This window comes from Pseudomonas sp. (assembly GCF_035277045.1).
Lineage (GTDB): Bacteria > Pseudomonadota > Gammaproteobacteria > Pseudomonadales > Pseudomonadaceae > Aquipseudomonas.
This window is the reverse complement of record NZ_DATELE010000196.1, coordinates 115,128-140,993: the sequence shown is the minus strand read 5'-3', so window position 1 is coordinate 140,993 and position 25,866 is coordinate 115,128. Positions and strand designations below refer to the sequence as shown.

Genomic DNA, 25,866 nt, shown 5'->3' with positions numbered 1-25,866 from the left:
CGGTCATGACCGGGGCCCTGTTGCCAGGCGTCTGCCTACGCCTGCCCGGTACGCTCGAAGCGCCTGGCCAGCAACAGGTAAGCGAAGATCGCCAGCACGCCATGGGCGGCGACGAACCAAAGTGCGTTGTGGAACGAGCCGGTGGTGGCGACCACATAACCAATCACCAGCGGGGTGACGATGCCGGCGATGTTGCCGATGCCGTTGAACACGCCGCCACACAGGCCGACCATTTTCTTCGGCGCCACATCGGACAACACGGCCCAGCCCACCGCCGCGAAACCTTTGCCAAAGAAGGCCAGAGCCATGAGCATGATCACCGCGGCGTTGGCATCGACGTAGTTGGCCAGCACCAGCACGGTGGACAAGCCCATGCCGATCACGAACGGTGTCTTGCGGGCTTTTGAAGGGTGCACGCCGCGGCTGATCAGCCAGTCTGACAGCAACCCGCCCAGAATCCCCCCGGTGAACCCGCAGATCGCCGGCAACGCGGCCACCCAGCCGGCTTCCATGATGGTCATGCCGCGGCCTTTGATCAGGTAGATCGGGAACCAGGTGATAAAGAAGTAGGTCAGCGCGGTGATGCAGTACTGGCCCAGGTACACCGCCCACAGGTTGCGGCTGGTGAACAGCTGCATCACTTCGTCACGGGTCGGCTTGCTCTTGGCCAGCTTGCGATCCTGTTCGAGATCGACCAGGGCGCCGCCTTCACGCATGTATTCCAGCTCGCGGCTGGAAAGCCCGGGTGCGCTGAGCGGCTCGTGATACAGGCGGAACCACACCACGCTCAGCACCAGCCCCAGCACGCCCATCCAGACGAACACCTGCTCCCAGCTCAGGGCATGGGTCATCCACGCCATCAGCGGGGCGAACACCACCACCGCCATGTACTGCGCCGAGTTGAACAGCGCCGAAGCGGTGCCGCGCTCGCGGGTCGGGAACCAGCAGCTGACGATGCGCGAGTTGGCGGGGAACGCCGGCGACTCGACCAGGCCAAGCATGAAGCGCATCGAGAACAGCGCCACCGCCGCCGATGCCCCGGCCAGGCCCATCCAGCCCACCGTGCCTTGCATCAGGGTGAACAGCGACCAGAGGATCAGGCTGATGCCATACACCCGCCGCGCGCCGTAGCGGTCCAGCAGCCAGCCGCCGGGCACCTGCCCCAGCGCGTAGGCCCAGGCGAACGCCGAGAAGATCAGGCCAAGCATGACCGGGTCCAGGCTCAAGTCGGCCAGCACCTCGGTGCCGGTGATCGACAAGGTGGCGCGGTCGGCATAGTTGATGACGGTGATGACGAAAATCAGTGCCAGGACCAGAAAGCGGTGGCGTCCCACGGTGCTTTGCTCGACCGGCGTGGCAATGGCGGACTTGGTATTCATGATGACCCTCTTGCTTCTCGCTGGAAGCGATTGTTCTTGTCAGGAGGAAGGTGGCGCGCTCGGCTAGTCTCGGGTCACCCGGTGCGGGGGCCGCTCGCCGGCAAAGCAGGCGGCCAGGTTGATCAGCACCATGCGGCCCATCTCCAGGCGGGTCTGCAAGGTGGCGCTGGCGCGGTGCGGCTGCAGGCTGACGTGGTCCAGGTCGTGCAGCGCGGGCGGCACGTTGGGTTCGTCGACGAACACATCCAGGCCGGCACCGGCGATACGCCGCTCGCGCAGGGCCTCGACCAGGGCGTCTTCATCGACCAGCTTGCCGCGGGCGACGTTGATCAGGTAACCGTCCGGACCCAGGGCTTCGAGCACCTCGGCGGTGACGATGGCCTTGCCGTCGTCGGCCGAGGCGGCCAGCACCAGCACGTCCACCGAGCGCGCCAGTTCGGTGAGGTCGCCGACAAAGCGATAGCCGCTGGCGGGTTGTTCCTGCAGGTCGGTGTAGGCGATGCGCATGTCGAACGCCGCGGCGCGCCGGGCGATGGCGTCGCCGACCCGGCCGAGCCCGACGATGCCCAGGTTGATACCGCTGACCTTGCGCGCCAGTGGCAGGTTGACCTGGCCCCATTGGCCGTTGCGCACCAGCCGCTCGCCCTCGCCCAGGCGGCGCAGGGTCGAGATGATCAGGCCGATGGCCATGTCGGCGACGTCGTCGGTCAGCACACCCGGGGTCGTGGTGACGTAGATGTTGCGGCCGGCGGCCTTCGGCAGGTCGACCGCGTCGGTGCCGATGCCGGCGATGGCGATGATCTCGAGTGCTGGCAGCTGGTCCATCAGGGCGTTCGACAGCCCCTTGGCGCCGCCGGTGACCACGCCCCGAACGCGCGGACCGACTTCGGCCAGCAGGGCTTGCGGGTCGTTGTGCTGGTACAGGCGATGCACCGTGTAATCCTGCACCAGTGCCTGATCGATGGCGTCCGGCACGGGTTGGGTGAGCAGCACGTCGTTCTTGTGATTGTTCATTGCATGGTGTCCGGCGGTTCGAGTGGGTTATTCCGATGCTAGGACGGCAATCGATACAGGTCTAATATAGATACTGGATCGAATAATTCAGGTTTTGAATCATGGAACTTCACCAACTGCGTTGTTTTGTTGCCGTCGCCGAGGAGCTGCATTTCGGCCGCGCGGCGACTCGCCTGCACATGACCCAGCCACCGCTGAGCCGGCAGATCCAGCTGCTGGAACATGACCTGGGCGTGCTGCTGCTCGAGCGCAACAACCGCCAGGCGCGGCTGACGCCGGCCGGGCAGAGTTTTCTTGAAGATGCCCGGCGCGTGTTGCAAACCGCCGAACTGGCCGCGCAGTCGGCACGCCGCATTGCCCATGGCGAAGCCGGGCGTCTGACGCTCGGGTTCACCGCGGTCGGGGCCTACAGCATGATTCCCCGGTTGCTGGTGCACGCCGCCACGCAGCTGCCGGACATCGACCTGGTGTTGAGCGAACGCGTGTCGAGCAGCCAGGTGCATGCGCTGGAAACCGGGCTGATCGATATCGGGTTCGTGCGTCAGGTGGTGCCCAGCGCGCGGGTCGAGTACGTGCCGATCAAGAGCGAGCCTTTCGTGGCCGCCCTCCCCGCTGATCACCCGCTGGCGCGGCGTGCACAGTTGAGCCCGGGCGACTTCGACGGCCAGCCGTTCGTGATGTACACCGACAGTGAGGGTCGTTATTTCCATGACCGTATTGCCAACCTGTTTGCCCGGCATCGGGTGCAACCGCGCTATGTGCATCAAATGGGGCAGACGCATTCGATCATCGGGCTGGTGAATGTGGGGCTTGGGTGCGCGGTGGTGCCAGCGTCGGCCCAGGCGTTGCGGATGGAGCAGGTGGTGTTCCGGCCGCTGCTGGAAACGGAGCAGCAGGCGGAGATCTTTCTGGCGTATTGCAGGGACAGTCCGAATCCGGTGTTGGGGGCTTTTGTGGAGATGACCCAGGGTTTCTTTAGCTAGCCCATGGGCCTGCTGACTGGACGGCTCTCGACCTGCGGCAACTATCTTCTGCTAAAGGTCAGCGGCCCGGCTCACCGGGCCCTGTGGCAGCAACTGTCTTGTAACCTGCCGGCATCGCACAATCTTGTGATCCTGTGCCCCGGCGAGGGCTACGCCCTCGATCGCGCGGTCCGGCGTTCCGGCACAAGGCGCGCTCCCACAATGGACTGCCTCGCAGTCCCAGACGCAGCAGTGCCCGGCGCAGCCGAGCACCTGTGGGAGCGGGCGCTCCAACGTGCCAGAGAAGAGCCCCGATCAGTCACCGCACCAGGCAAGGCCGCTTGTTATCAAACGCCCACCCGGACACCAGAAACTGCATCGCCACGCTGTCATCCCGCGCGCCGAGCCCCATGTTGCGGTAGCACTCATGAGCCTTGGCCAGCTGGTCTTCATCCAGCTCCACCCCCAGCCCCGGACGCTCCGGCACACGCACATGGCCATCGACGATGCGCAGCGGCTCGCGGGTCAGGCGTTGGCCGTCCTGCCAGATCCAGTGGGTGTCGATGGCCGTGATCTCGCCCGGCGCCGCCGCCGCGACCTGGGTGAACATGGCCAGGGAAATGTCGAAGTGATTGTTCGAATGCGAGCCCCAGGTCAGGCCCCAGTCGTTGCACATCTGCGCCACGCGCACCGAACCTTGCATGGTCCAGAAATGCGGGTCGGCCAGCGGGATGTCCACGGACTGCAGCTGGATCGCATGCCCCATCTGCCGCCAGTCGGTGGCAATCATGTTGGTGGCGGTCGGCAGCCCGGTGGCACGGCGGAACTCGGCCATCACTTCACGGCCCGAGTAGCCGTTCTCGGCACCGCAAGGATCCTCGGCATAAGCCAAGACATGATGCTTGTCGCGGCACAGGGCAATCGCCTCGCGCAGTGACCAGGCGCCATTGGGGTCGAGGGTGATGCGCGCTTCGGGGAAGTGCTCGGCCAGGGCCGTCACCGCTTCCATTTCCTCTTCGCCGCGCAGCACGCCACCCTTGAGCTTGAAGTCGCTGAAGCCGTAGCGGTCCTTCGCGGCCTGGGCCAGGCGCACCACGGCCTCGGGGGTCAGGGCCTCTTCATGGCGCAGGCGGAACCAGTCGTTGTCGGCTTCGGCTTCGCCGCGGTAGGCCAGGTCGGTACGGCTGCGGTCACCAATATAGAAGAGGTAGCCGAGCATCTTCACCGCGTCGCGCTGCTGGCCTTCACCCAGCAATGCCGCCACGGGCACGCCCAGGTGCTGGCCGAGCAGGTCGAGCAACGCGGCCTCGATGGCGGTGACCGCGTGCACGGTGATGCGCAGGTCGAAGGTCTGCAGGCCCCGCCCGGCGACGTCGCGGTTGGCGAAGGTGTTGCGCATGCTGTTGAGCACGCGCTGGTAATGACCGATCGGCTGGCCGATCACCAGGGGACGGGCATCTTCGAGGGTCTGGCGGATGCTCTCGCCGCCCGGCACTTCGCCCACGCCGGTGTTGCCGGCGCTGTCACGCAGCACCACGATGTTGCGGGTGAAGTACGGGCCATGGGCGCCACTGAGGTTGAGCAGCATGCTGTCATGGCCGGCCACTGGCACCACGCGCAGTTCTGTGACCACCGGCGTGCCGGTGTGGACCTGGGTGCTGCCGAGGGACTGGGGTTGAGTCTGCATGTTCAAGGTCTTGTTCTCCTGCAGGTTCAGTGGGACTGGCTCAGGGTCGAGCGCGGCTTGATGTCATTGGAAGAAGACGACTTGGGACCTGTGCGGGCGAAGAACACCACGATGGCCGCCAGTACCGAGGTCACGGCCAGACCGTACAGCCCGCCCTGGATCGAGCCGGTGTGCTGCTCGAGCAGGCCGAAGGTGGTTGGCGCGACGAAGCCGCCCAGGTTGCCCACCGAGTTGATCAGCGCAATGACCGCGGCAGCGATGCGCGCATCCAGGTAGGCTTGTGGAATGGGCCAGAACAGCGCCGAGGCCGACTTGAAACCGATGGCCGCGAAGCACACCGCGACGAAGGCGAAGACCGGCCCGCCGGTGGTGGACATGAACATGCCCGTGGCTGCGACGATGAGCGCGGCGGCCACCCAGGCCTGCTGGAATTTCCAGCGCGCGGAGCCGGCGGCGAAGGCGTACATGGCGATGATCGAGATCAGCCAGGGGATCGAGTTGAAGAAGCCCACCTGCAGATCGCTCAGGTCGCCCATGCGCTTGATGATGCTCGGCAGCCAGAAGGTCGCGGCGTAGATGGTCAGCTGGATGCAGAAGTAGATCACGCAGAACAGCACGATCTGGCGGTCCTTGAGCAGGGTCCACATCGATGGCCTGACCGCGCCCTGTGCCTCACGCTCACGCTGCTCGCGGTCGATGGTGTCGACCAGTGCGTCCTGCTCGGCGCGGGTCAGCCACTTGGCATCGTGCGGCTTGGAGTCGAGCCAGAACCAGACGAAGAAGCACAGCGCCACCGAGGCCATGCCTTCGATGAACAGCATCCACTGCCAACCGTGCATGCCCAGGCCCTCGACCTGCATCAGCGCTCCGGCCAGTGGCCCGGAGATCAGCGAGGCAAACGCCGAGCCGCTGAGGAAGATGGCGATCGCCTTGCCGCGCTCGGCGCCAGGCAGCCAGCGGGTGAAGTAGTAGATCACGCCCGGGAAGAAGCCGGCTTCGGCAACGCCCAGCAAGAACCGCAGCACATAGAACTGGGTTTCGTTCTGCACGAACGCCATGGCGGTGGCCACCAGGCCCCAGGTGAACATGATGCGCGTCAGCCAGATGCGGGCACCGACCTTTTGCAGCAGCATGTTCGACGGCACTTCGAACAAGGCATAGCCGATGAAGAACAGCCCGGCGCCAAAGCCGTAGGCCGCGGCACTGATGCCCAGGTCGCTTTCGAGGTGCGGACGGATGAAGCCGATGTTGACGCGGTCCAGGTAGTTGACGATGAACATGATGACGAACAGCGGCAGCACATGGCGCTTGACCTTGGCTACGGCGCTGGCGAGCGTGTCATCACCACGCTGCGCAGGCGAAACGAGGGGGTCGTTCACTGGCGTATCTCCCACTAATTGTTTTTGTGCGGGTCAGTGCAGGTTCAGATCAAAGGCTGGAGGCAGTAGCCGTGAGTTGTCTGACATGCTTGGCGGAAAGAATATGTGCAGGCGAGTTGTACGACAAGATGCCGAACGGTCAGGATGTAGCGTTATACAAGCTGATAAATCATGCAAAATCGTCAATCACCGACGAAACAAGTTGCTACATTCTTATCGCACCATCGAAATCGCCACGAAAAATAATTTGAAAAAATAGGTTGTCGTACAAGCTGTGTTGCTAGCATCCTCTTCATGCCGCCCTGCTTGTCTGATCTCCGGAGCGTCTGACATGGACATACCTGCCCTGAACCCATCGCCCTCGCGCAAGCGCGGCCACAGCCGCGCCCACGATCTGGTGTCCAGCCTGACCCAGCGGATCCTGCTGGGCACGTACAAGCCGGGTGACAGGCTGCCGTCCGAAAATACCCTTGTCCGCGAGCATGGCGTCAGCCGCACGGTGGTCCGCGAAGCGCTGTCCAAGCTGCAGGCGTCAGGGCTGGTGGAGGCCCGGCACGGGATCGGCACCTTCGTCATCGAACGCCAGGCCCAGGCGGGCTTGCGGGTGGGCGCCGAGAGCGCCGGCAGCGTGCGCGACCTGCTGGAGCTGCGCATCGGCCTCGAAGGCCAGGCCGCCGCCCTCGCCGCGCTGCGCCGGGGCGAGCAGCATCTGCTGCAGATGCGTCAGGCGCTGGACGACTATCAGGATCTCGCTGCCGCGGGCGACAGCTGCATCGAGGCCGACCGGCGGTTTCACCTGCTGATCGCCGAAGCGACAGGGAATGTGTACTTCACCGAGATGATGATGCAGTTGGGGAATGCGCTGATCCCGCGCAACCGGATGGGCCAGGTGGAGCGCTCGGGGGCGAACCTGGCGCGCCAGGCGTATCTGGCCAACCTTGAGCATGAGGCCATCTTGAATGCCATTCGCCGCCAGGACCCGGATGCCGCGCGCGCCGCGATCTGTTTGCATTTGTCCAATAGCCGGGACCGGTTGTTGCCGGAGGGTGGGTAGTCGTGTCGGTAGCGGCCGTTTCGCTGGGGTTCGGCGGTCCGACAAGTCGGCCCTGACGCTTCTTTGTCTTGCGCAGCAGGGCGCTTTGGAAGCAACTTTCCTTGTCCCCTGCCAGCATCGCACGAACTTGTAATCCTGCGCCCCGGTGAGGGCTGCGCCCTCACCGGGGCACATGATTACCGGGTTAGGCGACAACCGCAGGGAACACCGAACGCAACCACCGACCCTCAGGCCAACAACGCCCGCAACGCCCCACAATCCGCCGCATGCCAGTCCGCCAGCTCAGGCCAGGGGTTGTCCGGCAGGTTCACCAGCACCGTCCTGGCTCCCGCAGCGCGCCCGCAATCCAGGTCGAAGCGGTAATCCCCAACCATCACCAGTTCATCCGGCGCCACGCCCCAGGCCTGGGCAATCTTCAGCAAGCCATCAGGGCTCGGCTTGGGCGCGGCTTCGTCACGACCCAGGATATGCTCGACCGGAAAACAATCCGCAAGCCCGATCGCCTCCAGCGTCACATGCGCCAGCTCCCGGGCATTGCGCGTCAGAATCCCCAGCCGGCACCCGCGCTGCGCAAGTTCCCGCACCAGCTCGACCGCCCCCGCCGCCGCCGTGGACGCCACCGCCAGATCGCGCTCGTGCTCCAGCAACCACGCATGCTTGGCCGCGGCCTCATCCGAGGGCAACGCGGCCAGATGGGTGAGGATGTCATCCTCGGCCGGGATCCCCAGCGCCACGCGGATGGCGGCGAAGTCATGCACGGCAACCGTCAGGGTGCCGTCCATGTCGAACACCCAGTTGCGCATCTGCGAGAGACTCATGCCCAGTCCTTGCGGTGACGGATCAGGCCTTCCTGGGTCGAGGAGGCCACCAGCTGGCCGGCACGGTTGAAGATGCTGCCGCGGTTGAAGCCGCGCGCGTTGCCGGCCCACGGGCTGTCGGTGGCGTACAGCAGCCACTCGTCCGCGCGCAGGTTGCGGTGGAACCACAGCGAGTGGTCGAGGCTGGCGATCTGCATGTCGCGCTGCCACACCGATTTGCCATGGGGCAGCAGCGAGGTGGTCAGCAGGCCGAAGTCAGAGGCGTAGGCCAGCAGGTACTTGTGCAAGGCAGGAACGTCGGGAAGCGTGCCGTCGGCCCGGAACCACACGTACTTCACCGGATCGCCCGCCTTGGGGTTGTACGGGTCACGCTCGGTGACCGGGCGGATCTCGATGGGCTTGTCGCACAGCACCTTGTCCCGAATGCGCTCAGGCAGCTGGTCGGCCAGGCTGCGGGCCAGCTCCACCTCGGTGGCGAGGTTCTCCGGGCCGACCACTTCAGGCATCTGCGCCTGGTGCTCGAAACCTTCCTCGTCGTACTGGAACGAGGCGCTGCAAGTGAAGATCGGCTTGCCCTTCTGGATCGCCGTCACCCGCCGGGTGCTGAAGCTGCCACCATCGCGCACACGGTCCACCGAGTACACGACCGGCATGCTGGCATCGCCTGGACGCAGGAAGTAGCCATGCAGCGAGTGCACGTGGCGGTCTGCCTCGACCGTCTGGCTGGCAGCCGACAGCGACTGGCCGAGCACCTGCCCGCCGTACAGCTGACGGAAACCCAGGTCCTGGCTGCGCCCGCGGAACAGGTTTTCCTCGATGGATTCAAGACTCAACAGCTCGACCAGGTCGTCCAACACATGGCTCATTCAGGGTTCTCCTAGCAAGGCACGACAGCGCAGCGGTTCTGCGTGAATTATGGGCGCAAATGATACAGGGTTTGTCGGTGCCGCCCCGCCTGTTCGACCAATTCACGGGCGCAGGGTGGCTTGCCAATGGTCACGGTCGATGCGGTAGAGCACGTGGGGGCGCAGCGGATGGCCAGGGGGCAGGCGCGGATGCTCGAAGCTGCCGGCCAGGTCCTGCTGCATGCCGATGGCCTGCATGACCTTTTGCGACGGCAGGTTGCTGTCGCTGGTGAACGACACCACCTCGTCCAGGTGCAACTGGGCGAAGGCGCAGCGCAGGCAGGTCCAGGCGGCCTCGCTGGCATAGCCCAGGCCCCAGTGACGGCGCGCCAGGCGCCAGCCGATCTCCACGGCCGGGACAAAGGCCGCGTCGAAGTTCACGTTGAGCAGGCCGGTCATGCCGATGAAGGCGCCGCTGTCGGTACGTTCCAGTGCCCACAGGCCGTAGCCGTATTCATTGAAGTGCCCACGAATCCGGCCGATCAGCGCGGCGCTTTCGAGGCGCGTCAGCGGCGCCGGGAAATAGCGCATCACCTGGGGATCGGCGCTCATGGCGGCGAACTCGTCCAGGTCATCGTCACGCCACTGGCGCAGTACCAGCCGGGCACTTTCCAGCTTCAGAATGGGCTTCATGCGACCGCTCCTCATCGTCCTTGCAAGTGTAAGCGCTGATGGCCCGGCCGACGACCCAAAGGATGGCGCACGGGCGCCCACTGCTGGCAAGATCCAGGCATGCCCTGATTGTGAAACCGCCATGCCGTTGCCGCTGATCTACCACGATGACTACAGCCCGGACTTCCCCCCGGACCACCGTTTTCCCATGGACAAGTTCCGCCTGCTGCGCGACCACCTGATCGACAGCGGGCTGACCACCGACCAGGCGCTGCTGCGCCCGCAGGTGTGCCCCAACGACATCCTCGCCCTGGCCCATGACCGCGGCTACATCGAGCGCTACATGAACGGCGAACTGTCACGCGAGGACCAGCGCCGCCTTGGCCTGCCCTGGAGCGAGGCGCTGGCCCGGCGCACCGTGCGCGCCGTCGGCGGCTCGTTGCTGACGGCGGAGCTTGCGCTCGAGCACGGTATCGCCTGTCATCTCGCCGGTGGCACGCATCACGCCCACTACGATCATCCCGCGGGCTTTTGCATCTTCAACGACCTGGCGGTGATCGCCCGCTACCTGCTCGAAGCGGGGCGCGTGCATCGGGTGCTGATCTTCGATTGCGATGTGCACCAGGGCGATGGCACCGCGCGTATTCTCCAGGACACAGCGGATGCCATCACCGTGTCGCTGCACTGCGAGCAGAATTTCCCCGCGCGCAAGGCCCACAGCGACTGGGACATTCCCCTGCCCCGCGGCATGGGCGACGCAGCGTACCTCAAGGTGGTGGACGATGCGCTCAACTACCTGTTGCCGCTGTACCAGCCGGACCTGGTGCTGTACGACGCCGGCGTGGACGTGCACAAGGATGACGCCCTGGGCTACCTGCAACTTACCGACGACGGCGTGGCGGCCCGCGACGAGTGCGTGCTGCGCCATTGCCTGGGGCGTGATATTCCGGTGGTGGGGGTGATCGGCGGCGGCTACAGCAAGGACCGCCAGGCCCTGGCGCAACGCCATGGCATCCTGCACCACAGCGCCAGCCGGGTACTGGGTTACACACAATGACTGTGGAACCGCCTGTGGATAACCTGAGCGAAACAGGCTCCAGGCCTTTAACTGCCTGACGTACAAGGCTCTGTACGTTTTTTGATCAGTGCTTGCGGGGGCTGTGCTGCGCTAGAATGCCGGCTCTTTTCCACAGCCTGCAGCCCGCCATGACCGACCATTCCTCCCCTGCCCGTCCCCTCGTCGCTGTAATCGGCGCCGGCCCTGCCGGGTTGATGGCCGCCGAAGCCCTGACCGAGGCGGGTGTTGCGGTGCAGGTGTTCGATGCCATGCCGTCCGTGGGCCGCAAGTTCCTGCTGGCGGGGGTGGGGGGCATGAACATCACCCATTCCGAGCCCTACCCCGCCTTTGTCTCACGCTATGCCGAGCGCAGTGATGCGCTCGACGGGCTCCTTCAGGACTTCGATGCCACCGCTTTGCGTGAGTGGATTCACGGGCTGGGCATCGAAACCTTTGTCGGTAGCTCCGGCCGGGTATTCCCCACCGACATGAAAGCCGCGCCGCTGCTGCGCGCGTGGCTCAAGCGGCTGCGCGACAGCGGCGTGGTTATCCACACCCGTCACCGGTGGCTGGGGTGGGACGGCCATGGCGCGTTGCGGCTAGCTTATCCACAGGGTGAACTGCTGGTACAGGCCGACGCCGTGGTGCTGGCGTTGGGTGGTGGAAGCTGGGCGCGGTTGGGGTCGGACGGTGCCTGGGTGCCGCTGCTGGCTGCGCGGGGTGTGGATATCTCGCCGTTGCAGGCCAGCAACTGCGGTTTCGAGGCCGCGGGCTGGAGTGATCTGCTGAAGGACAAGTTCGCCGGCGCGCCGCTCAAGAACATCGCCCTGAGCATGCCCGGCAGCGTGGCGCGCAAGGGTGAGTTCATCCTGACCGCGCAAGGGGTTGAGGGCAGCCTGGTTTATGCCTGGTCGGCGCCGGTGCGTGATGCAATCAACCGGGACGGGCACGCGACGCTACTGCTGGACCTGCTGCCAGACCGGCCTGTGGACAAGATCGAACAGGCCCTGGCCAAGCCCCGCGGCTCGCGGTCCATGGCCAGGCACCTGCACGGGCAGTTGGGGATAGACGGTGTCAAGGCCGCGTTGCTGCGTGAGCTGACGGACCGCGAGACGTTCGCCAGTCCAGCCCTGCTGGCGCAGGCGATCAAGGCATTGCCGATCACCCTGGTGCGGGCTCGACCGCTTGATGAAGCGATCAGCAGTGCTGGCGGGGTGCGTTTCGAGGCGCTGGATGCGGGCCTGATGGTCAGGCAGCTGCCCGGCGTATTCTGTGCCGGCGAGATGCTCGACTGGGAAGCCCCAACCGGCGGCTACCTGCTCACCGGCTGCTTCGCCAGCGGCCGGCGTGCGGGGCTGGCTGCGGCGAAGTGGTCATTGGAGCAGGTGCAATCCTGAGCCGGGTGCGTTGTGCGATGTCGGCAGGGAACACAGACAGTTGCTCCACCCAAGTGCCAGGCTGCGCCAGCACAGCAGCACTTGGGGCTCACCGTATCTTCTGCACCTGCCAGAACCGATTCAGGGCTTGCGCTTTTTCGGGCCGCCATTGAACGTCGGCACGCGACGCACCGGCTTCACCAACGGCTCGGTGATGTTCTCGGCACTGTCCATCCACCGTCCGAGGCCACGCTTGGCGCTGCTTTCCTTGGGCTTCTTGGGCTTTTTCGGCTTCTTCACCACCTGGCCATTGGCATCGGTCTCCGGCACCCGGTGATCAGGCACGAAGTCGGGCTCTTCATGGCGCGGGAGCACCTTGCGGGTCAGCGTCTCGATCGCCGCGAGCATGTTCACCTCGTCCGCGCACACCAGCGAGATCGCCTCGCCCGTGTTGCCAGCCCGGCCAGTACGGCCGATGCGGTGAATGTAGTCCTCGGCCACGATCGGCAGGTCGAAGTTGACCACCAGCGGCAGGTCGTCGATGTCCAGGCCACGGGCCGCGACGTCGGTGGCGACCAGGATCTGCACTTCACGCGCCTTGAAACTGTCCAGCGCACGCTGGCGGGTGGCCTGGGGACGATCGCCATGGATCCCGTCAGCATTCACCCCTTCTTCGCGCAGGCGCTCGACCAGTTGGTCGACACCGTTACGGGTCTTGGCGAACACCAGCACCTGCGACCAGCGCTGCTTGCGCAGCAGATGCATGAACAGCTCGGGCTTGCGCTTCTTGTCGACCGGCACGACCCACTGCTTGACCGTCGTGGCGGCGGTGTTGCGCGGGCTGACCTGGACGCTGACCGGATCGATCAGCGCCAGCCCCGCCAGCACGCGAATCTCGTCGGAGAAGGTGGCCGAGAACAGCAGGGTCTGGCGCTTGCGCGGCAACGCGGCGTACACCGCCTGCAGCTCTTCGGCAAAGCCCAGGTCGAGCATGCGGTCGGCTTCATCGAGCACCAGCATCTGCACCTGACCGAACTTCACGGCGTTCTGCCGGTACAGGTCGAGCAGACGGCCGGGCGTCGCGACCAGCAGGTCTACGCCACGGCGCAGCTGCATCATCTGCGGATTGATGCTGACGCCCCCGTAGACCGCGTAGGTGCTGAGCGGCAGGTGCTCGGCGTACTCGCGGATATTGGCATGCACCTGCTCGGCCAGCTCGCGGGTCGGCACCAGCACCAGCGCGCGGATCGAATTGCTCGCCACCTTGGCGCCTTCCATGGTCAGGCGCTGCAGCACCGGCAGGGCGAAGCCCGCGGTCTTGCCGGTGCCGGTCTGGGCCGCGGCCATCAGGTCGCGGCCGGCCAGCACGGCAGGAATGGCTTGGGCCTGGACCGGGGTCGGGGTGTTGTAGTCCAGGTGCTGCAAGGCGCGCAGCAAGGGTTCGATCAGGCCGAGTTTGGCGAAAGTCATGGCAATACCGTCAGGGGGTTCAGCAAAGGCGGCAGTCTACCGCAAAGCCCTGCCCTGCCCCATCACTTGCATGCCTGGTGCTTCGGCGGTTCGTCCGTTTCGGACCTTCGGCGCCTTGCGGCGGGCCGGTATCAGTGGCGCAGCAGCAGCTTGCCTTCGATGGGCACATAGCGGTCAGCGGCGCGGATCAGGGAGTTGGCGGTCAGACCGGGCACGCCATAGGCGACCGTCTCGATGCCATAGCGCTGGATGACCCGCTCCAGCAGCAGGTCGAAGTCGCCATCTCCGGAGGCCAGCACCACCTGGTCCACCCGCGCGGCGGCGTCGATCACATCCAGGGTGATGCCCACGTCCCAGTCGCCCTTGGCCGAACCATCGCTGCGCTGGATGTAGGGCTTGAGCCGGACCGTGAAACCGAGATTGCGCAGGATCTGCTGGAACTGCTGCTGCTTGCTGTCGCCGCGGTCGATGGCATAGGCCACCGCCTCGACGATCTCGCCCTGCTGGCTGATATCGGCCCATAGCGCGGCGTAGTTGAAGTGGCAGCCATAGGCCTGGCGCACGGTGTAGTAGAGGTTCTGCACGTCGGCGAATACCGCGATCTTTTTCACCGGGTGTTCCTCATGAGGTGATGGGTTCGGACCGTGTGGGTCCTGTGAATCCTGTGGGGCCAGGCCGCGGCCGCAGTATGCCCTAACCCTCAGACAAACGTATCGTCATCCGAGAAGAACCCACCGTCATCATTGCCCTGATCGCCATCGGCAAACCCGCCCTGGTCACCGCCATAGCCGCCCTGGTCCGCCACATGCTGCTGGTCGTCCTGGTTCCAGCCACCGCTGTCGCTGGCCGGCGCGGGTTCTTCCTTGATCACTTCGACGATCTCTTCAGGCTGCCCTCCGTGTTCGAACAGGCTGCTGATGCCGTGCGCCAGCATCACGCCACCGGCCACGCCCGCAGCCGTCTGCAGCGCACCACCCAGGAAGCTGCCCGCCCCCGCACGGCCTGCCGCCGCCGGAGCAGCACCATACGCAGGCGGCTGCTGCTGGCTGAACCCACGCGCCGGCTCGCGCCAGCCGCCACCCCCCGCCGGCGCCGCAGAGGCCGGGCGCTGCGGCTCAGGGGCCGGCGTACGGCTGCCAGCGCCGAAGATGCTCGAAAGAAATCCACCCCCTTGTCCAGGCGCCGCGGCCTGGGATTGCGCCTGCGCACGGGCCTGCTTGAGCTCGGCCTCCAGCTGCCTGTTCTGCTCGTCCAGACGCTTGAGCGCGGCCTCCTGCACCAGGATCGCCTGGGCCATGTAGTACGGCGCGCCCGGCTGCTGGCGCACATGCTCGTCGATGCGCGACTGGGCCTGGGCATCACGTGGCTGTTTAGGGTCCTCGGCCTGCTTGAGCCGGGTAAACAGGCCGTCGATCAGGGTTTGCTCTTCAGTGTTCATGGGTTACCTCGTACAAGAACCGGGACATCGGACAGGTTAAAAGATGGGGGCCGGGCTGCCCGATTCAATCACCGGGCGCATGAAAGTTTTTTCAGCTCGGCCAACGCCTGGGCTAAAGTGACGCCCTGCTTTTACTGCCATGCGATGTTGACCTGATGAATCCGCTGAGTGTTCTGCGCGACTCCCTGTATTTCTTCCGCTGCCACCTGATCGGCATCCTGCAGCTGTGCCTGCCACTGGTGGTGCTCGAGGCCCTGGGCACCCAGGTGCTCTACCGCCAGCTGGGTGAGGCCGCATCGCCCACCTACGGCCTGCTGGTCAGCCTGCTGTTCTACCCGTTGTACAGCGCGGCGCTGATCCTTTACCTGGACACCCGCAGCAACGGCCTGGAGACGCCCAAGCGTGACCTGTTCGCCCGCGCCGTGCAGCTCTGGCCGACCCTGGCGCTGATGATCCTGATCAGCTCGCTGCTGATCATGGCGGGCCTGGCGCTGTTCGTGCTGCCGGGCATCTGGGTGATGATCAACCTGGTGTTCGCCGAGTACCTGCTGGTGCTGCGCGGCTTGCCGGTGGTGGCCTCGATGCGCGAAAGCGCGCGGATGACCACCGGGCACTTCTGGCAGATCCTGGTGTGCGTGCTCGCCGTGCTGGCGCCACTGTGGCTGATCGACGCCCTGCTGCTGACCCTGTTCCCCGAGCCCGGGCCCGCGGTGCAACTGGCCATGGACAGCCTCAGCGGTTTCCTGCAACTGTTCAGCAGCGTGGTGCTGTACCGGCTGTTCATGCTGCGCGAGGCCCAGGACGGCGCCTGACCTGGCCGGACGACGAACGGCTCGGCTATGCTGGGGCCTTTGCACCGACAAGCCGAGCCGATGACCCGACTACTGCGCAACGTCCTGCTGATCCTCCTTCTGCTGTTCGCCCTGCTCTGGCTGCTGGCCAGCCAGCTGGGCTGGCGCCCCGAAGCCCGCGAGGCCGTTGCCGTCGCCTGCAAGGGCGCGGCCAAGCCCCTGCTGCCCGGCCAGGTACTCAAGGTGATGACCTGGAACGTCCAGTACCTGGCCGGCAAGCGCTACGTGTTCTGGTACGACCAGGGCCGCGGCGAAGACACCCGCCCCACCCACGAAGACCTGGCCTACAACCTTGATGAGGTCGCCCGGGTGATCCGCGCCGAGCACCCCGACGTGGTGATGCTCCAGGAGCTCGACAACAACGCCAGGGCCACCGATCACCAGGATCAGCTGGCCCTGTTGCGCGGACGCCTGGCCGACCTGTACCCGTGCACGGCGCAGGCCTACGACTGGAAAGCCGGATTCGTCCCGGACCCGCGTGTGTTCGGCAGCGCAGGCCGTACCCTTGCGACCCTCAGCCGCTACCCCATCGACAAGGCCGAACGCCTGCAACTGCCCAACACCGCCGACAACGCCCTGTCGCGCCTGCTGCAGCCGCAGCCGGCCATGCTGGTCAGCTACCTGCCCTTTAGCGATGGCAGCCGCCTGGCCGTGATCAACACCCGGCTGTCGCCCTACCAGCCCGGTAGCGACGTGCAGCTCCGGCAGGTGGCGCACGTGGCCAAGGTGCTCGATCGCCTGGAAGGCCAGGGCACACCCTGGCTGCTTGGCGGCGACCTGAACCTCCTGCCGCTGGGCCAGCACCGACGCCTGCCGGCCGAACTGCACGCCCGCTATCCCGCCGACAGCGACCTGCACCAGCTGTGGGACAAATACCCCATGATCCCCAGCAATGCCGAGGCCAGCGGCGCCGAGCGCGAGGCGTGGCTGACGCACTATCCCAACGATCCCGCCGTGAACGGCCCGGACCGCACGCTCGACTACCTGTTTCACAGCCCCAAGCTGCAGCGACTCGGGGCGCGGGTGCTGCAGGAGGATACGCTGCAGATCTCCGATCACCTGCCCGTGAGCGCGCGGCTGGTGCTGCCCGCGCGGCCGTGAGCCAACCTCAGGGCGCCTTGCTGACAGCCTGAGTAGCCTCCTTGCTCACCTGCTGCCCGGTTGCTTCACGCATCGCCGCATTGAAGCGCAGATCGAACAGCTGCCCGATATCCGGCCGTTGCTGGATCACACCTTGCGCCAGCCAGTAATCGGCCTCGCGGGCAAATGCCGCTTCCAGGTTCCTCTGTTGCTCTTCATCCAGACCGTAACGGGTCTTGGTGCGCTCCGCGATTTCCTTCATCACCGGCACATCGACCCGCACTTGCCTGGCGCTTAGCGCTGCCCACTGTTCAGGATTGGTGCCGACTGCCACTGTCGAGCGCGCCAGGCGCTTGAGGAAGTCTTCGATGGCAGCGCTTTTCAGCGGGTCGGCCAGCGACTGAGTCGATACGTACTGGATGGCGTAGCTGTCGCCGCGGGTGCCTACCCACCCCAGCAGACGCACATCGGAGCGGCTACGCAGCAAAGCCGTCAACTGCGGATCCCAGATGCCCCAGGCATCGATATGTCCCGATACCAATGCCGCCAGTGCAGCGTCGTTGGTCAGGTTGAGAAGCTGGATGTCATTGAAGCCCAAGTGCGCCTTGTCCAGCACCTGGCCCAGCAGGTACTGGGTACCAGACCCTCGCATCACCGAGACACGCGCCCCCTTGAGGTCAGTCATCGAGCGGTAGGGCGAATCGGCACGCACCAGCAGCGCGGCGCTGCCGTCCTCCTGTGTCGCATCAAGCGGCCGGCCTGAGGCAATCACCTTGACACCATCGGCATTGCCATTGCCGGCCTCGAAAATGATCCCCGTCGCGCCACCGTTGCCGCCCAGATCGATATGGCCGCTGCGCAGAGATTCCAGCAGTGCGGGCGTGGCGGAGAATTCCGACCACTCGATCTGATAGGGCACATCCTTCAACTGGCCTGCGGCTTCAAGGTAGGGCTTGCTGCCGATCTTGTTCGGCGCACCCACGCGCAATACCACGCCCGAAAGATCCGGTGCGCCATTCGCCGCCGTCTTTTCCGGGGGTTTCTCGCAGCCGCCGAGCAGGCCGAGAACGACCATCGCCAGCCACCAGCCGACGGGCTTCATGATGGAACCTGCTGAGCACGCTGCGCCGGGTGCGAGGGACGCTCCAGCCCGAGACTGTCCCGGAGCGTGTTGCCCTCGTAGTCATGCCGATAAATGCCTCGTCGTTGCAGCTCTGGAACCACCAGGTCGACAAAGTCCTCCAGCGGCGCCGGAAAATAAGGAAACTGGATAATGAAGCCGTCTGCTCCCTCGTGCTCCAGCCATTCCTGCATACGGTCGGCAATGGTTGCCGCGGTGCCGTACACCACCTGATGGCCACCAGCGCAGGCAAAGTGCTGGGCCAGTTGACGGATGCTCAGGTTTTCGCGGCGCGCCAGGTCGACCAGCAACTTCTGCCGCCCGTGGGCCGAGTTGTTGGGCGGCAGCTCCGGCAGCGGGCCGTCCAGTGGAAATTCCGACAGATCCAGCGTACCGGCCAGGCGGGCGATGGGCTTGATGCCCAGGTCGGCAGGCAGCAGGTCGAGCAGCTCCTGGTACTTGGCCCTGGCGTCCTCCTCGGTGCGGCCGACAATTGGCAACAGCCCCGGCAGAATCTTGATCTGCTCCGGATCGCGGCCATGCTTGCGGGCGCGGTCCTTCACATCACGGTAGAAGGCTTGGGCTTCTTCCAGGGTCAGCGCAGCGGTGAACACCAGGTCAGCCGTGCGCGCCGCCAGCTCGCGACCGGCCTCGGAAGCGCCTGCCTGGGATACCACCGGGTGGCCTTGCGGTGTGCGAGCGACATTGAGCGGGCCGCGAACGCGAAAATACTCGCCCTCATGATCCAGCCGGTGGACCTTCTGCGGATCGAAATAACGGTCCTCTTTGTTTCGCTCCAACGCGTCGTCTTCCCAACTGTCCCAGAGGCCACGCACGACATCGTGAAATTCCTCGGCGCGGGCGTAACGATCAGCGTGCCGCGGATGGTGGTCGAGGCCAAAATTGCCTGCTTCATCCTCGATCTGCGAGGTAACCAGGTTCCAACCCGCGCGGCCGCCGCTGATGTGGTCGATCGTGGCGATGCGCCGCGCCACGTTATAGGGCTCGTTGTAACTGGTGGTGACCGTGGAGATCAGGCCGATATGGCGGGTCACGGCTGCAAGCGCCGCGATCAGCGAAACCGGTTCGAGATACGCCGCCCGGCCAAAGCCGGTGCGCCCGCCATCGCTCAAGGCATCGCTGGGCACGGCAGCGGTGTCCTGGAAAAACACCGTGTCGAACAGACCGCGCTCGGCGGTACGGGTCAGATGCACATAGGCATCGAAATCCATGTCCGTCTCAGGGCGGGCCAAAGGGTGACGCCAGCCGCCTGCATGGTTGCCTGGCGCGAACAGGAATGCGCCCAGTTTCAGTTGTCTGCTCATGCTCAAGACCTCAGAAATCGTAAGTGATACCGGCCACCGCCGAACGTCCATCGCCCGGGTAAAACGCCGCTACATCCCTGCCGGCGGCGTTGTACACCGTGGTGTTGGCCGAGGCGTAGGCCTTGTCGGCGAGGTTGGTCAGGTCAAGGAACACCGACCAGTGTCGGCCGGTGTCGTAACCCAGGCGCGCGCCGAGAATGCCGTAGCCATCGGACTTGTAGGTGTTGGCGAAATCGACGTAGTAGCTGGACGCCGCCGTCAGGTTGAGGCCGGCGTAGAAACCGGTGGGCTGCTGGTAGCGCAGTTCGGCCTGGTAGAAGTGGCGTGGCACGCCGGGCAGCTGGTTGTCGCCGAAAGTATCATCGTGTCGATAGTGGAAATCGCTGAAGGTGTACGCCTGACGCAGGGTGACCCGGTTGCCGCCGCGCTCCCACAAGGTGTTGGTCAGCCCTGCCTCAATGCCTTGATGAATCGTTGGGCTGGCGTTGAACGCACTGGTCAATGCCGCCGTCGTGGCCGTCTGGGCCGCCAGCTCCACGGTCAGCAACTCGTCGCGAACCCATGAGCGGTAGACGGCCAGGCTGGCGTCATAGGTTTTGCCCGTGGCACGCAAGCCGATCTCGGCGGTGTTGGCTTTCTGGTTGACCAGTGGTTTGACGTAATTGAGCGAGGTGCTGAAGGTGGACGGCGAATACTGCCAGGTGGCCGCCGGATTCAACGAACGGCTTACGTTGGCGAACAGCTGCAGTTCCGGGATGACCTGCCAGGTAATTCCCAGGCGTGGTGCGAGGCTCCAGTCGTTGTCATCCAGATCGCCCTGCTGACCTGCGTTGATCGGCGCCGCCGACTGCTCGATGGCGATATTGCGTCGGACATTGACCGCTGACAGGCCACTGAACAGCCTGACCTGCGGCGTCAGGTCGAGGGTGTTGCCGAGGCTGAACACATTGTCGTACGAGCCTTTGTAGCGGTTGTACTTGGTACGCCTGAGCGTGCCGTCGGCATTGCGTGCGTAGGTATCTGTGCGTCCGGTGGTCTGGTCGGTGAAGAACCAGCCCGCGGTGGACTCGCTGTCCAGCCCGAACACGCTGTCGTAGCGGGTGTAGCGAAGGCTCAGGCTGGTGTCGCGGTAGTCCGAACTGCTTGGGGTGGTGCTGTACACGTTCAGGCGCTGGGGCAGTTTGTAGTAGCCAAGGCCGACTTCCAGGCGGGCGTCGTCATCAATCCGCCAGGTGGTATTGCTGCCGATCTGGAACGAGCCGTACTTGTCCACCAGGTTACGGCTGGCGAGCACGGCGGCGTTGTTCTGCTCCGGGTTGTTGCGCAACTGCGCCTTGGTCAGGGCGCCAGAGGCTTGGTGATACTCCTCGCGGTAGCGCAGGAACACCCGGGTATCGAGTTCCGGGCTGAAGCGGTAGCCGAAATTCGAGCTCAAGCCCTTAGACTTCTTGAAAGTCTGGTCCTGGAAACCGTCGCGGCGCGACTCCGTCAGGTTGATGTAGTAGTCGGCATTGCCCAGCGTGCCACCGGTGGAGAACTGGCTTTTGTGATAGTCGAAACTGCCCCCTTCCAGGTGCAGGCGAGTGCCGGGGTTGCTCAGGCCGGTCTTGCTGACGAAGTTGATCGCCCCTCCCAGGCTCAGCGCGCCATATTCGAAAGCGTTGGCACCGCGCAGCACTTCGGTGTGCGCCAGGCCCAGCGGCTCGAACAGCTCATACGAGGCACCGCCGGGTCCGGTGAGTGGCAAGCCGTCCATCAGGTATTTCACCCCCAGCGGCATGTTGCCGACGTTGGACAGAATCCCCGATCCCCGGATGGACACGTGAATGCCGTCATTTCCTCCCACGCTTTGCACGAATACCCCCGGCTGGTAAGCGAGGATGTTTTGCGCCGATGCGGTACCTTGCTCGGTTTCTGCCGCGGTGACGACGCTGGCTCCCCCAGGAATCGCTCGGACTTTCTGCTCGGCCTCGTCGGTGCTGGAAAGTCGTTCGCGCTGGACCACAACGGTCTGGAGTCTGGTATCGGGTTCGGCGGCGACGGTCGCGGCAAGCACACCGTCCAGCGAACCCAGCCCCACGGCCAGGGTCAGGAGGGTCAAAGAATGGTTGGGCATGAGGACTCTTCAGCGTGAGAGGGATGAATGGCTGTAGACGGCGTTTGCGGCGAGTTGCGCGCCATAGCGGCTACGCGGGAAAGGCAGACCGAGATGCCCGCGCAGGGTGTCGCTGGTGTATTGGTGGCGGAACAGCCCGCGTTGGCGTAGCAGCGGCACTACCTGCTCAGCGAACAGCTGCGCGCCGTCGGGGCCATGGCCGGGCATCACGATGAAGCCATCGCAGGCACCTTCGGCAAACCACTGCTGAATATGGTCGGCGACCCGCTTCGGACTGCCTACGATGCGTCCATGGCCTGCCGAACCGCCTTGCAGTTCCAGCAATTGGCGCAAGGTCCAGCGCTGTTCCACGGCGAACTGGCGGAACACGTCATATCGGCTTTGCCGGCCCTCGATCGAAAGCACCGGCGGCAGTCGATCGATCGGCAGCGGCCGGTCAAGATCAAAACCGCCCAGGTCGATGCCGCCAAGCTGTTTTTCCAGCGCCGACCAGATTTCGGCGCCGAACGCCTCGACGATGGTGTCATTGAGCCGGCGAGCGGCCTCGTCACTGTCGGCGATGACCGTGCTCAGCCCGGGCAGGATCTTCACGTGGGCGGGGTTGCGGCCCAGCAGCCTGGCCTGGTCGCGGATATCGTCGCGCAACTGCCGAGCCTGCCCGATGTGGTGCTGGGCGGTGTACACCGCCTCGGCGAAATGTGCTGCGAAAGCCTTGCCGTCGGTCGATGAACCGGCCTGGAACAGCACTGGCTCACCTTGGGCGGAGCGCGCCACGTTCAACGGGCCGGCAACCTGATAGTACTCGCCGCGATGATCAATACGATGCACCCGCGAAGGATCGACGCTGAGCTTGCCGGAGGAGTTGGTGCTGATGGCGTCGTCTTGCCACGACGCCCAGAGCTTGCGCACTACCTGGACATGCTCCAGCGCTCGTCGATACCGCTCCGTATGCCCAGGCAGCGGGGTGTCGCCGAAGTTGGCTTCACCAATGCTCGACGTCACCACGTTCCACGCTGCGCGGCCATTGCTGAGCTGATCCAGCGAAAGAATCTGCCGCGCCAGGTTGAACGGCGCGGTGAAGGTGCTCGACACCGTCGGCACCAGGCCGATGTGGGTGGTCACGGCTGCCAGCGCCGAGAACAGGGTAATCGGCTCGGGACGCGGTGGTTGAGGGTGGGCGCTGTCCTGATAGGCCTGGTCGGCAACCATCACGAAATCGAAGCAGGCCTGCTCCAGCTGGCGCGTGGTCTCGAGGTAACCGGACAGGCTACTGAAGGTCGATTGGCCACTGCTATCGACCTGGGCGATACCGGAATCGCTGCCTGGTGAATTGAACAACAGGCCAAGATGCAACTGGTTTTGCGAAGCCATGAGTGCGCTTTCCTGGTGGTGGGTGTGTCACCTCCGCCAGGAATGGGGTCGGGTCGCGTTAGAAGCTAAAAGGATATCCAGATCATGTAAAAGACCTATCAGGCATAAGCTAATTCAACAAAACGCATAACTATCAATTGCCTTTATGCGATTAGCGCATCGTTCCAGGCTACGTTCCTCGCGGTTTGGCCCGTGCGGTTGCCTCGGCGACAAGAGGATCTTCGGGCCAGTAATGCTTGGTATCACCTGACACTCCGACACATTGACAAGCTATAGGCTCCCATTTCATTGAAGGTTACGGTCGCCACGCTCAAGTAGCATCGACAGCCAACCTGCACGAGCAACATTGACTGATTTCGGTTTATTTCCGCCCATGTTTGACAGTCATCCAATCATCCCACGCTGGTTTGGGCGGAAACATTGACGACGGCGCCACGAAGAGCAAGCCACCGAGGCGCCGGGCGAAACCGGCAAGGCTTTAGCCGGAGAACTGCTGCAATACCTGTCGCCGCTGGATTGGGCGCCGCAAGGTTTGGAAGAATTTTCCAAATCTTGTGTCAGAAAGCTTTCATAAAAGCAATTTTATTTTCTTCACCTAGTGCTTAAATAGTTGCGCCGGTATTAGAAATCTCGATGTTTGACTATATGCCCGCCATGTATCGGACCGGACCGGCACTACCACTAATTAAGGGATATAACCATGTCGACTACCGTTGCCAAATCGGAAAAGAAAGTTGCTACCTCCAGCAAGAAAATTGTGATCAAGGCCAAAACTCAGCGCCCGATCCTTATGGCCGCTCATCTGTAACAGGACGTCACTGGCCGGGCACAATGCCCGGCTTTCCTTTTCGACGAGGAGCATTGGAATGAGCGATAACTTTGTCGCATTTGGCCGGTTCAAAGAGGGTCATGACCCCGCGGCGAGAACGTTTTCGTTCTCAGACAACGAGCATGAAATAAGCGGTTTGACAGGAGACACCGCCCAGTGGAACCAAGTGCTCGCACTATGCGACGGATCCAGGACACTGGACGAAGTCTGTGCGCTCAACCGCGCCTTACCTAGCCAAGAAGTGGGGGATTTGCTGGAGTCGCTTGCCGAGAGCAACCTGGCCTACCGAGTCAACTCCGGCGAACGGTATATGACCGGTGATGAAGCCATACTCATCATCGAGGACCTTCAGGCCGAGTTGCTTTACAAGATGCTCTATACAAACAAGTTCTGGCACGCATTGCAGACGCCGGAGCACGTGTCGGCGAACGTTTATTACGGCATGGCCATCGAGAATTTTAACTTTCTCTATCGGGAAAGTTGGTTCGACTCCCCGGTACTCAATTATGTGGCGTCGGAAAAAGCCCGATTGAAGATGAACGAGTTCTACGGTGAGGAGTATGGGCACGATGAACTCATCTTCGAAGCGCTGAGTACGCTCGGTCTCACCCGGCAGCAGATACGCGCATCGGTGCCACTGCCGGAAACCCTGGCTCTGTGCAATGCACTGGCCTATTGGGCAGCGACCGATCCGCTGTTCTTCTTCACCACCATGGGCATTCTCGAGGGCAAGGACATCGAGGTCGACAGCTACATCCTGGCAATGCAGGCCAGCGGAAAGATCGACAAAGCGTTCATTGACCCGATCCTGGCCCACGCCAACATCAATATCAGCGCCGAGCACGGCGTACTTACTCGGGAGCTGTTCGCCGAAATACCCGTGGTGACCGCAGACCAGTTGCGCAGCATGAAATCCAACACCCATGTGTTCGTGGAGCTGTACAACAACTTCCACTCCGCCGTTTGGGATTTTTATTCGACCACCGACACCCTTCTCCGACCAGTCAACCCATAAGGAGCGCCCGGATGCAAACCCATAGCCAACGATTTCGTTATCCCAAGTTCCGGGCAGGCGTCCTGCATACTCAGGTAGGTAACAGCCATCATTTGGACTACCGGCTGCAGAGCGTAGTGCTGCAGGATCCGCAGGAAGCAAGCTTGATGGAGCTGCTGACCGACCTGAAAACGGGTTGCCTCAGCACCGACGAGCTCTACCGCAAGCACGAAGCACGCTTCGAGGCGGAGTCGGTAGCCGCGCTTATCGTCGACCTGGACAAGCACTATTTGCTGACTGAAAGCCGCTACCCCAAGCCTGTCGGGGTACTTTCAGGTAAGGAGTTCACGCGCAAACTCAACGCCACTATCGCCAGCTTCCACCGGAAACAGGGCGACTCGCCGCTGTATACCCGCATGAGGGACCAGAGTGTCACGCGCTCTCAACTCATCGGCTTCGCCATCGAGTACTACCACATCGTCAAGCAAGCACCGAAAGTCATCTCGCCGGCGATGGCCCACCACACGAGCTCTGAGGTGTACCAAGGGGTCAAAAAGCTGTTCCTGGAAGAGCATGATCATGAATCGCTGCTAGCCGATGCTCTGCACGCGGTGGGGATCGACAAGCACAAGCTCGGGCAGTTGACGCCTCTGGATTCAACCTTCTCGATCTATTCTTCGCTCGGTGTATATGCCCGCCAGCATCTGTTGTCGTTCATCAGCGCGCTGTTTCTGTTTGAAGAGCCCTATCCGGAATTCAACGAACTGTTCATCGAATCCTGCCAGCGCCTAGACGTTCCCAAGGCGTTCTGGGGCCCGATTATTGGGCACTCCAACGTCAACGAATCCGGAGGCCACGGCAACATCACCAATGAATTACTGTGCCACTTCCCGGCGATCTCTGAGGAGGAAGCCCGAGTGACGCTGGTCCACACCTGTTCGCTGCTCGAACTGATGGGACGCTGGGACAGCCAGATCTGCTCGCACTACAAGTCGGTCGTAACACTTCGCTTGTTCACTTGAGGAAGCC

Annotated in this window: 22 protein-coding genes; 8 read left to right on the top strand and 14 right to left on the bottom strand. The window is 63.9% G+C overall.

All coding sequences use genetic code 11. The annotated features are described in order from the left end of the window. Positions 1–35: 35 nt before the first annotated feature. Complete coding sequence (locus VJS90_RS10775; protein ID WP_324121639.1) at positions 36–1,379, bottom strand: MFS transporter; 1,344 nt, start codon at positions 1,377–1,379, stop codon at positions 36–38. A gap of 63 nt (positions 1,380–1,442) precedes the next feature. Beyond that, complete coding sequence (locus VJS90_RS10770) at positions 1,443–2,393, bottom strand: 2-hydroxyacid dehydrogenase (protein WP_324121638.1); 951 nt, start codon at positions 2,391–2,393, stop codon at positions 1,443–1,445. Between the two features lie 101 nt (positions 2,394–2,494). On the opposite strand from VJS90_RS10770, the gene VJS90_RS10765 reads away from it, so the two are divergent. Continuing rightward, the gene (locus tag VJS90_RS10765; protein WP_324121637.1) at positions 2,495–3,376 is read left to right on the top strand and encodes a LysR substrate-binding domain-containing protein; all 882 of its coding nucleotides are present in this window, start codon (positions 2,495–2,497) and stop codon (positions 3,374–3,376) included. A 298-nt stretch (positions 3,377–3,674) separates the two neighbouring features. Here the strand turns inward: VJS90_RS10765 and gudD are convergent, their stop codons facing one another. Together gudD and VJS90_RS10755 are read right to left on the bottom strand one after the other, a co-directional pair. Next, positions 3,675–5,042 carry a glucarate dehydratase gene (gudD, locus tag VJS90_RS10760; protein WP_324121636.1) on the bottom strand — a complete coding sequence of 456 codons (1,368 nt, stop codon included), beginning with the start codon at positions 5,040–5,042 and terminating at the stop codon, positions 3,675–3,677. A gap of 26 nt (positions 5,043–5,068) precedes the next feature. After that, the gene (locus tag VJS90_RS10755) at positions 5,069–6,322 is read right to left on the bottom strand and encodes an MFS transporter (RefSeq protein ID WP_324121714.1); all 1,254 of its coding nucleotides are present in this window, start codon (positions 6,320–6,322) and stop codon (positions 5,069–5,071) included. A 430-nt stretch (positions 6,323–6,752) separates the two neighbouring features. Between VJS90_RS10755 and VJS90_RS10750 the strand changes: the two genes are divergently transcribed. Further along, complete coding sequence (locus VJS90_RS10750; RefSeq protein WP_324121635.1) at positions 6,753–7,475, top strand: FadR/GntR family transcriptional regulator; 723 nt, start codon at positions 6,753–6,755, stop codon at positions 7,473–7,475. 227 nt (positions 7,476–7,702) lie between these two features. Here VJS90_RS10750 and VJS90_RS10745 read toward each other — a convergent pair whose 3' ends face one another. From VJS90_RS10745 to VJS90_RS10735, 3 genes are all read right to left on the bottom strand, one after another. After that, positions 7,703–8,293: an HAD family hydrolase gene (locus tag VJS90_RS10745; protein ID WP_324121634.1), complete on the bottom strand. Its 591-nt coding sequence runs from the start codon at positions 8,291–8,293 to the stop codon at positions 7,703–7,705. Beyond that, positions 8,290–9,159, bottom strand: a complete 870-nt coding sequence (gene tesB, locus VJS90_RS10740; RefSeq protein ID WP_324121633.1) for an acyl-CoA thioesterase II — start codon at positions 9,157–9,159, stop codon at positions 8,290–8,292. The genes VJS90_RS10745 and tesB overlap by 4 nt, the downstream gene beginning before the upstream one ends. A gap of 102 nt (positions 9,160–9,261) precedes the next feature. Beyond that, complete coding sequence (locus VJS90_RS10735) at positions 9,262–9,831, bottom strand: GNAT family N-acetyltransferase (RefSeq protein WP_324121632.1); 570 nt, start codon at positions 9,829–9,831, stop codon at positions 9,262–9,264. Positions 9,832–9,952: 121 nt separating this feature from the next. Between VJS90_RS10735 and VJS90_RS10730 the strand changes: the two genes are divergently transcribed. Together VJS90_RS10730 and VJS90_RS10725 are read left to right on the top strand one after the other, a co-directional pair. After that, the gene (locus tag VJS90_RS10730; protein WP_324121631.1) at positions 9,953–10,867 is read left to right on the top strand and encodes a histone deacetylase; all 915 of its coding nucleotides are present in this window, start codon (positions 9,953–9,955) and stop codon (positions 10,865–10,867) included. A gap of 149 nt (positions 10,868–11,016) precedes the next feature. Beyond that, the gene (locus tag VJS90_RS10725; RefSeq protein ID WP_324121630.1) at positions 11,017–12,264 is read left to right on the top strand and encodes a TIGR03862 family flavoprotein; all 1,248 of its coding nucleotides are present in this window, start codon (positions 11,017–11,019) and stop codon (positions 12,262–12,264) included. A 120-nt stretch (positions 12,265–12,384) separates the two neighbouring features. Here VJS90_RS10725 and VJS90_RS10720 read toward each other — a convergent pair whose 3' ends face one another. From VJS90_RS10720 to VJS90_RS10710, 3 genes are all read right to left on the bottom strand, one after another. Continuing rightward, positions 12,385–13,713: a DEAD/DEAH box helicase gene (locus tag VJS90_RS10720; protein ID WP_324121629.1), complete on the bottom strand. Its 1,329-nt coding sequence runs from the start codon at positions 13,711–13,713 to the stop codon at positions 12,385–12,387. A 131-nt stretch (positions 13,714–13,844) separates the two neighbouring features. Next, positions 13,845–14,324: an NYN domain-containing protein gene (locus tag VJS90_RS10715; protein WP_324121628.1), complete on the bottom strand. Its 480-nt coding sequence runs from the start codon at positions 14,322–14,324 to the stop codon at positions 13,845–13,847. Between the two features lie 89 nt (positions 14,325–14,413). Next, positions 14,414–15,151, bottom strand: a complete 738-nt coding sequence (locus VJS90_RS10710) for a DUF2076 domain-containing protein (protein WP_324121627.1) — start codon at positions 15,149–15,151, stop codon at positions 14,414–14,416. Positions 15,152–15,306: 155 nt separating this feature from the next. Between VJS90_RS10710 and VJS90_RS10705 the strand changes: the two genes are divergently transcribed. Both VJS90_RS10705 and VJS90_RS10700 read left to right on the top strand, forming a co-directional pair. After that, a complete protein-coding gene (locus VJS90_RS10705; RefSeq protein WP_324121626.1) occupies positions 15,307–15,963 on the top strand; it encodes a hypothetical protein in 657 nt (218 codons plus the stop codon). Positions 15,964–16,023: 60 nt separating this feature from the next. Beyond that, positions 16,024–17,103: an endonuclease/exonuclease/phosphatase family protein gene (locus VJS90_RS10700; protein WP_324121625.1), complete on the top strand. Its 1,080-nt coding sequence runs from the start codon at positions 16,024–16,026 to the stop codon at positions 17,101–17,103. A gap of 7 nt (positions 17,104–17,110) precedes the next feature. On the opposite strand, the gene VJS90_RS10695 is transcribed toward VJS90_RS10700, so the two are convergent. From VJS90_RS10695 to VJS90_RS10680, 4 genes are read right to left on the bottom strand one after another with little or no spacing between them, the layout of a single operon-like run. Further along, entirely contained in the window at positions 17,111–18,184 is a 1,074-nt protein-coding gene (locus VJS90_RS10695; protein ID WP_324121624.1) for an ABC transporter substrate-binding protein, read from the bottom strand. Next, the gene (locus VJS90_RS10690) at positions 18,181–19,527 is read right to left on the bottom strand and encodes an LLM class flavin-dependent oxidoreductase (RefSeq protein WP_324121623.1); all 1,347 of its coding nucleotides are present in this window, start codon (positions 19,525–19,527) and stop codon (positions 18,181–18,183) included. The genes VJS90_RS10695 and VJS90_RS10690 overlap by 4 nt, the downstream gene beginning before the upstream one ends. A gap of 10 nt (positions 19,528–19,537) precedes the next feature. Beyond that, positions 19,538–21,643, bottom strand: coding sequence for a TonB-dependent receptor (locus VJS90_RS10685; protein WP_324121622.1), 2,106 nt, complete (start codon positions 21,641–21,643; stop codon positions 19,538–19,540). Between the two features lie 9 nt (positions 21,644–21,652). After that, entirely contained in the window at positions 21,653–23,014 is a 1,362-nt protein-coding gene (locus tag VJS90_RS10680; protein WP_324121621.1) for an NtaA/DmoA family FMN-dependent monooxygenase, read from the bottom strand. A gap of 866 nt (positions 23,015–23,880) precedes the next feature. On the opposite strand from VJS90_RS10680, the gene VJS90_RS10675 reads away from it, so the two are divergent. Together VJS90_RS10675 and VJS90_RS10670 are read left to right on the top strand one after the other, a co-directional pair. Then, complete coding sequence (locus tag VJS90_RS10675) at positions 23,881–24,858, top strand: iron-containing redox enzyme family protein (RefSeq protein ID WP_324121620.1); 978 nt, start codon at positions 23,881–23,883, stop codon at positions 24,856–24,858. Positions 24,859–24,869: 11 nt separating this feature from the next. After that, a complete protein-coding gene (locus VJS90_RS10670) occupies positions 24,870–25,859 on the top strand; it encodes an iron-containing redox enzyme family protein (RefSeq protein ID WP_324121619.1) in 990 nt (329 codons plus the stop codon). Positions 25,860–25,866: the final 7 nt, after the last annotated feature.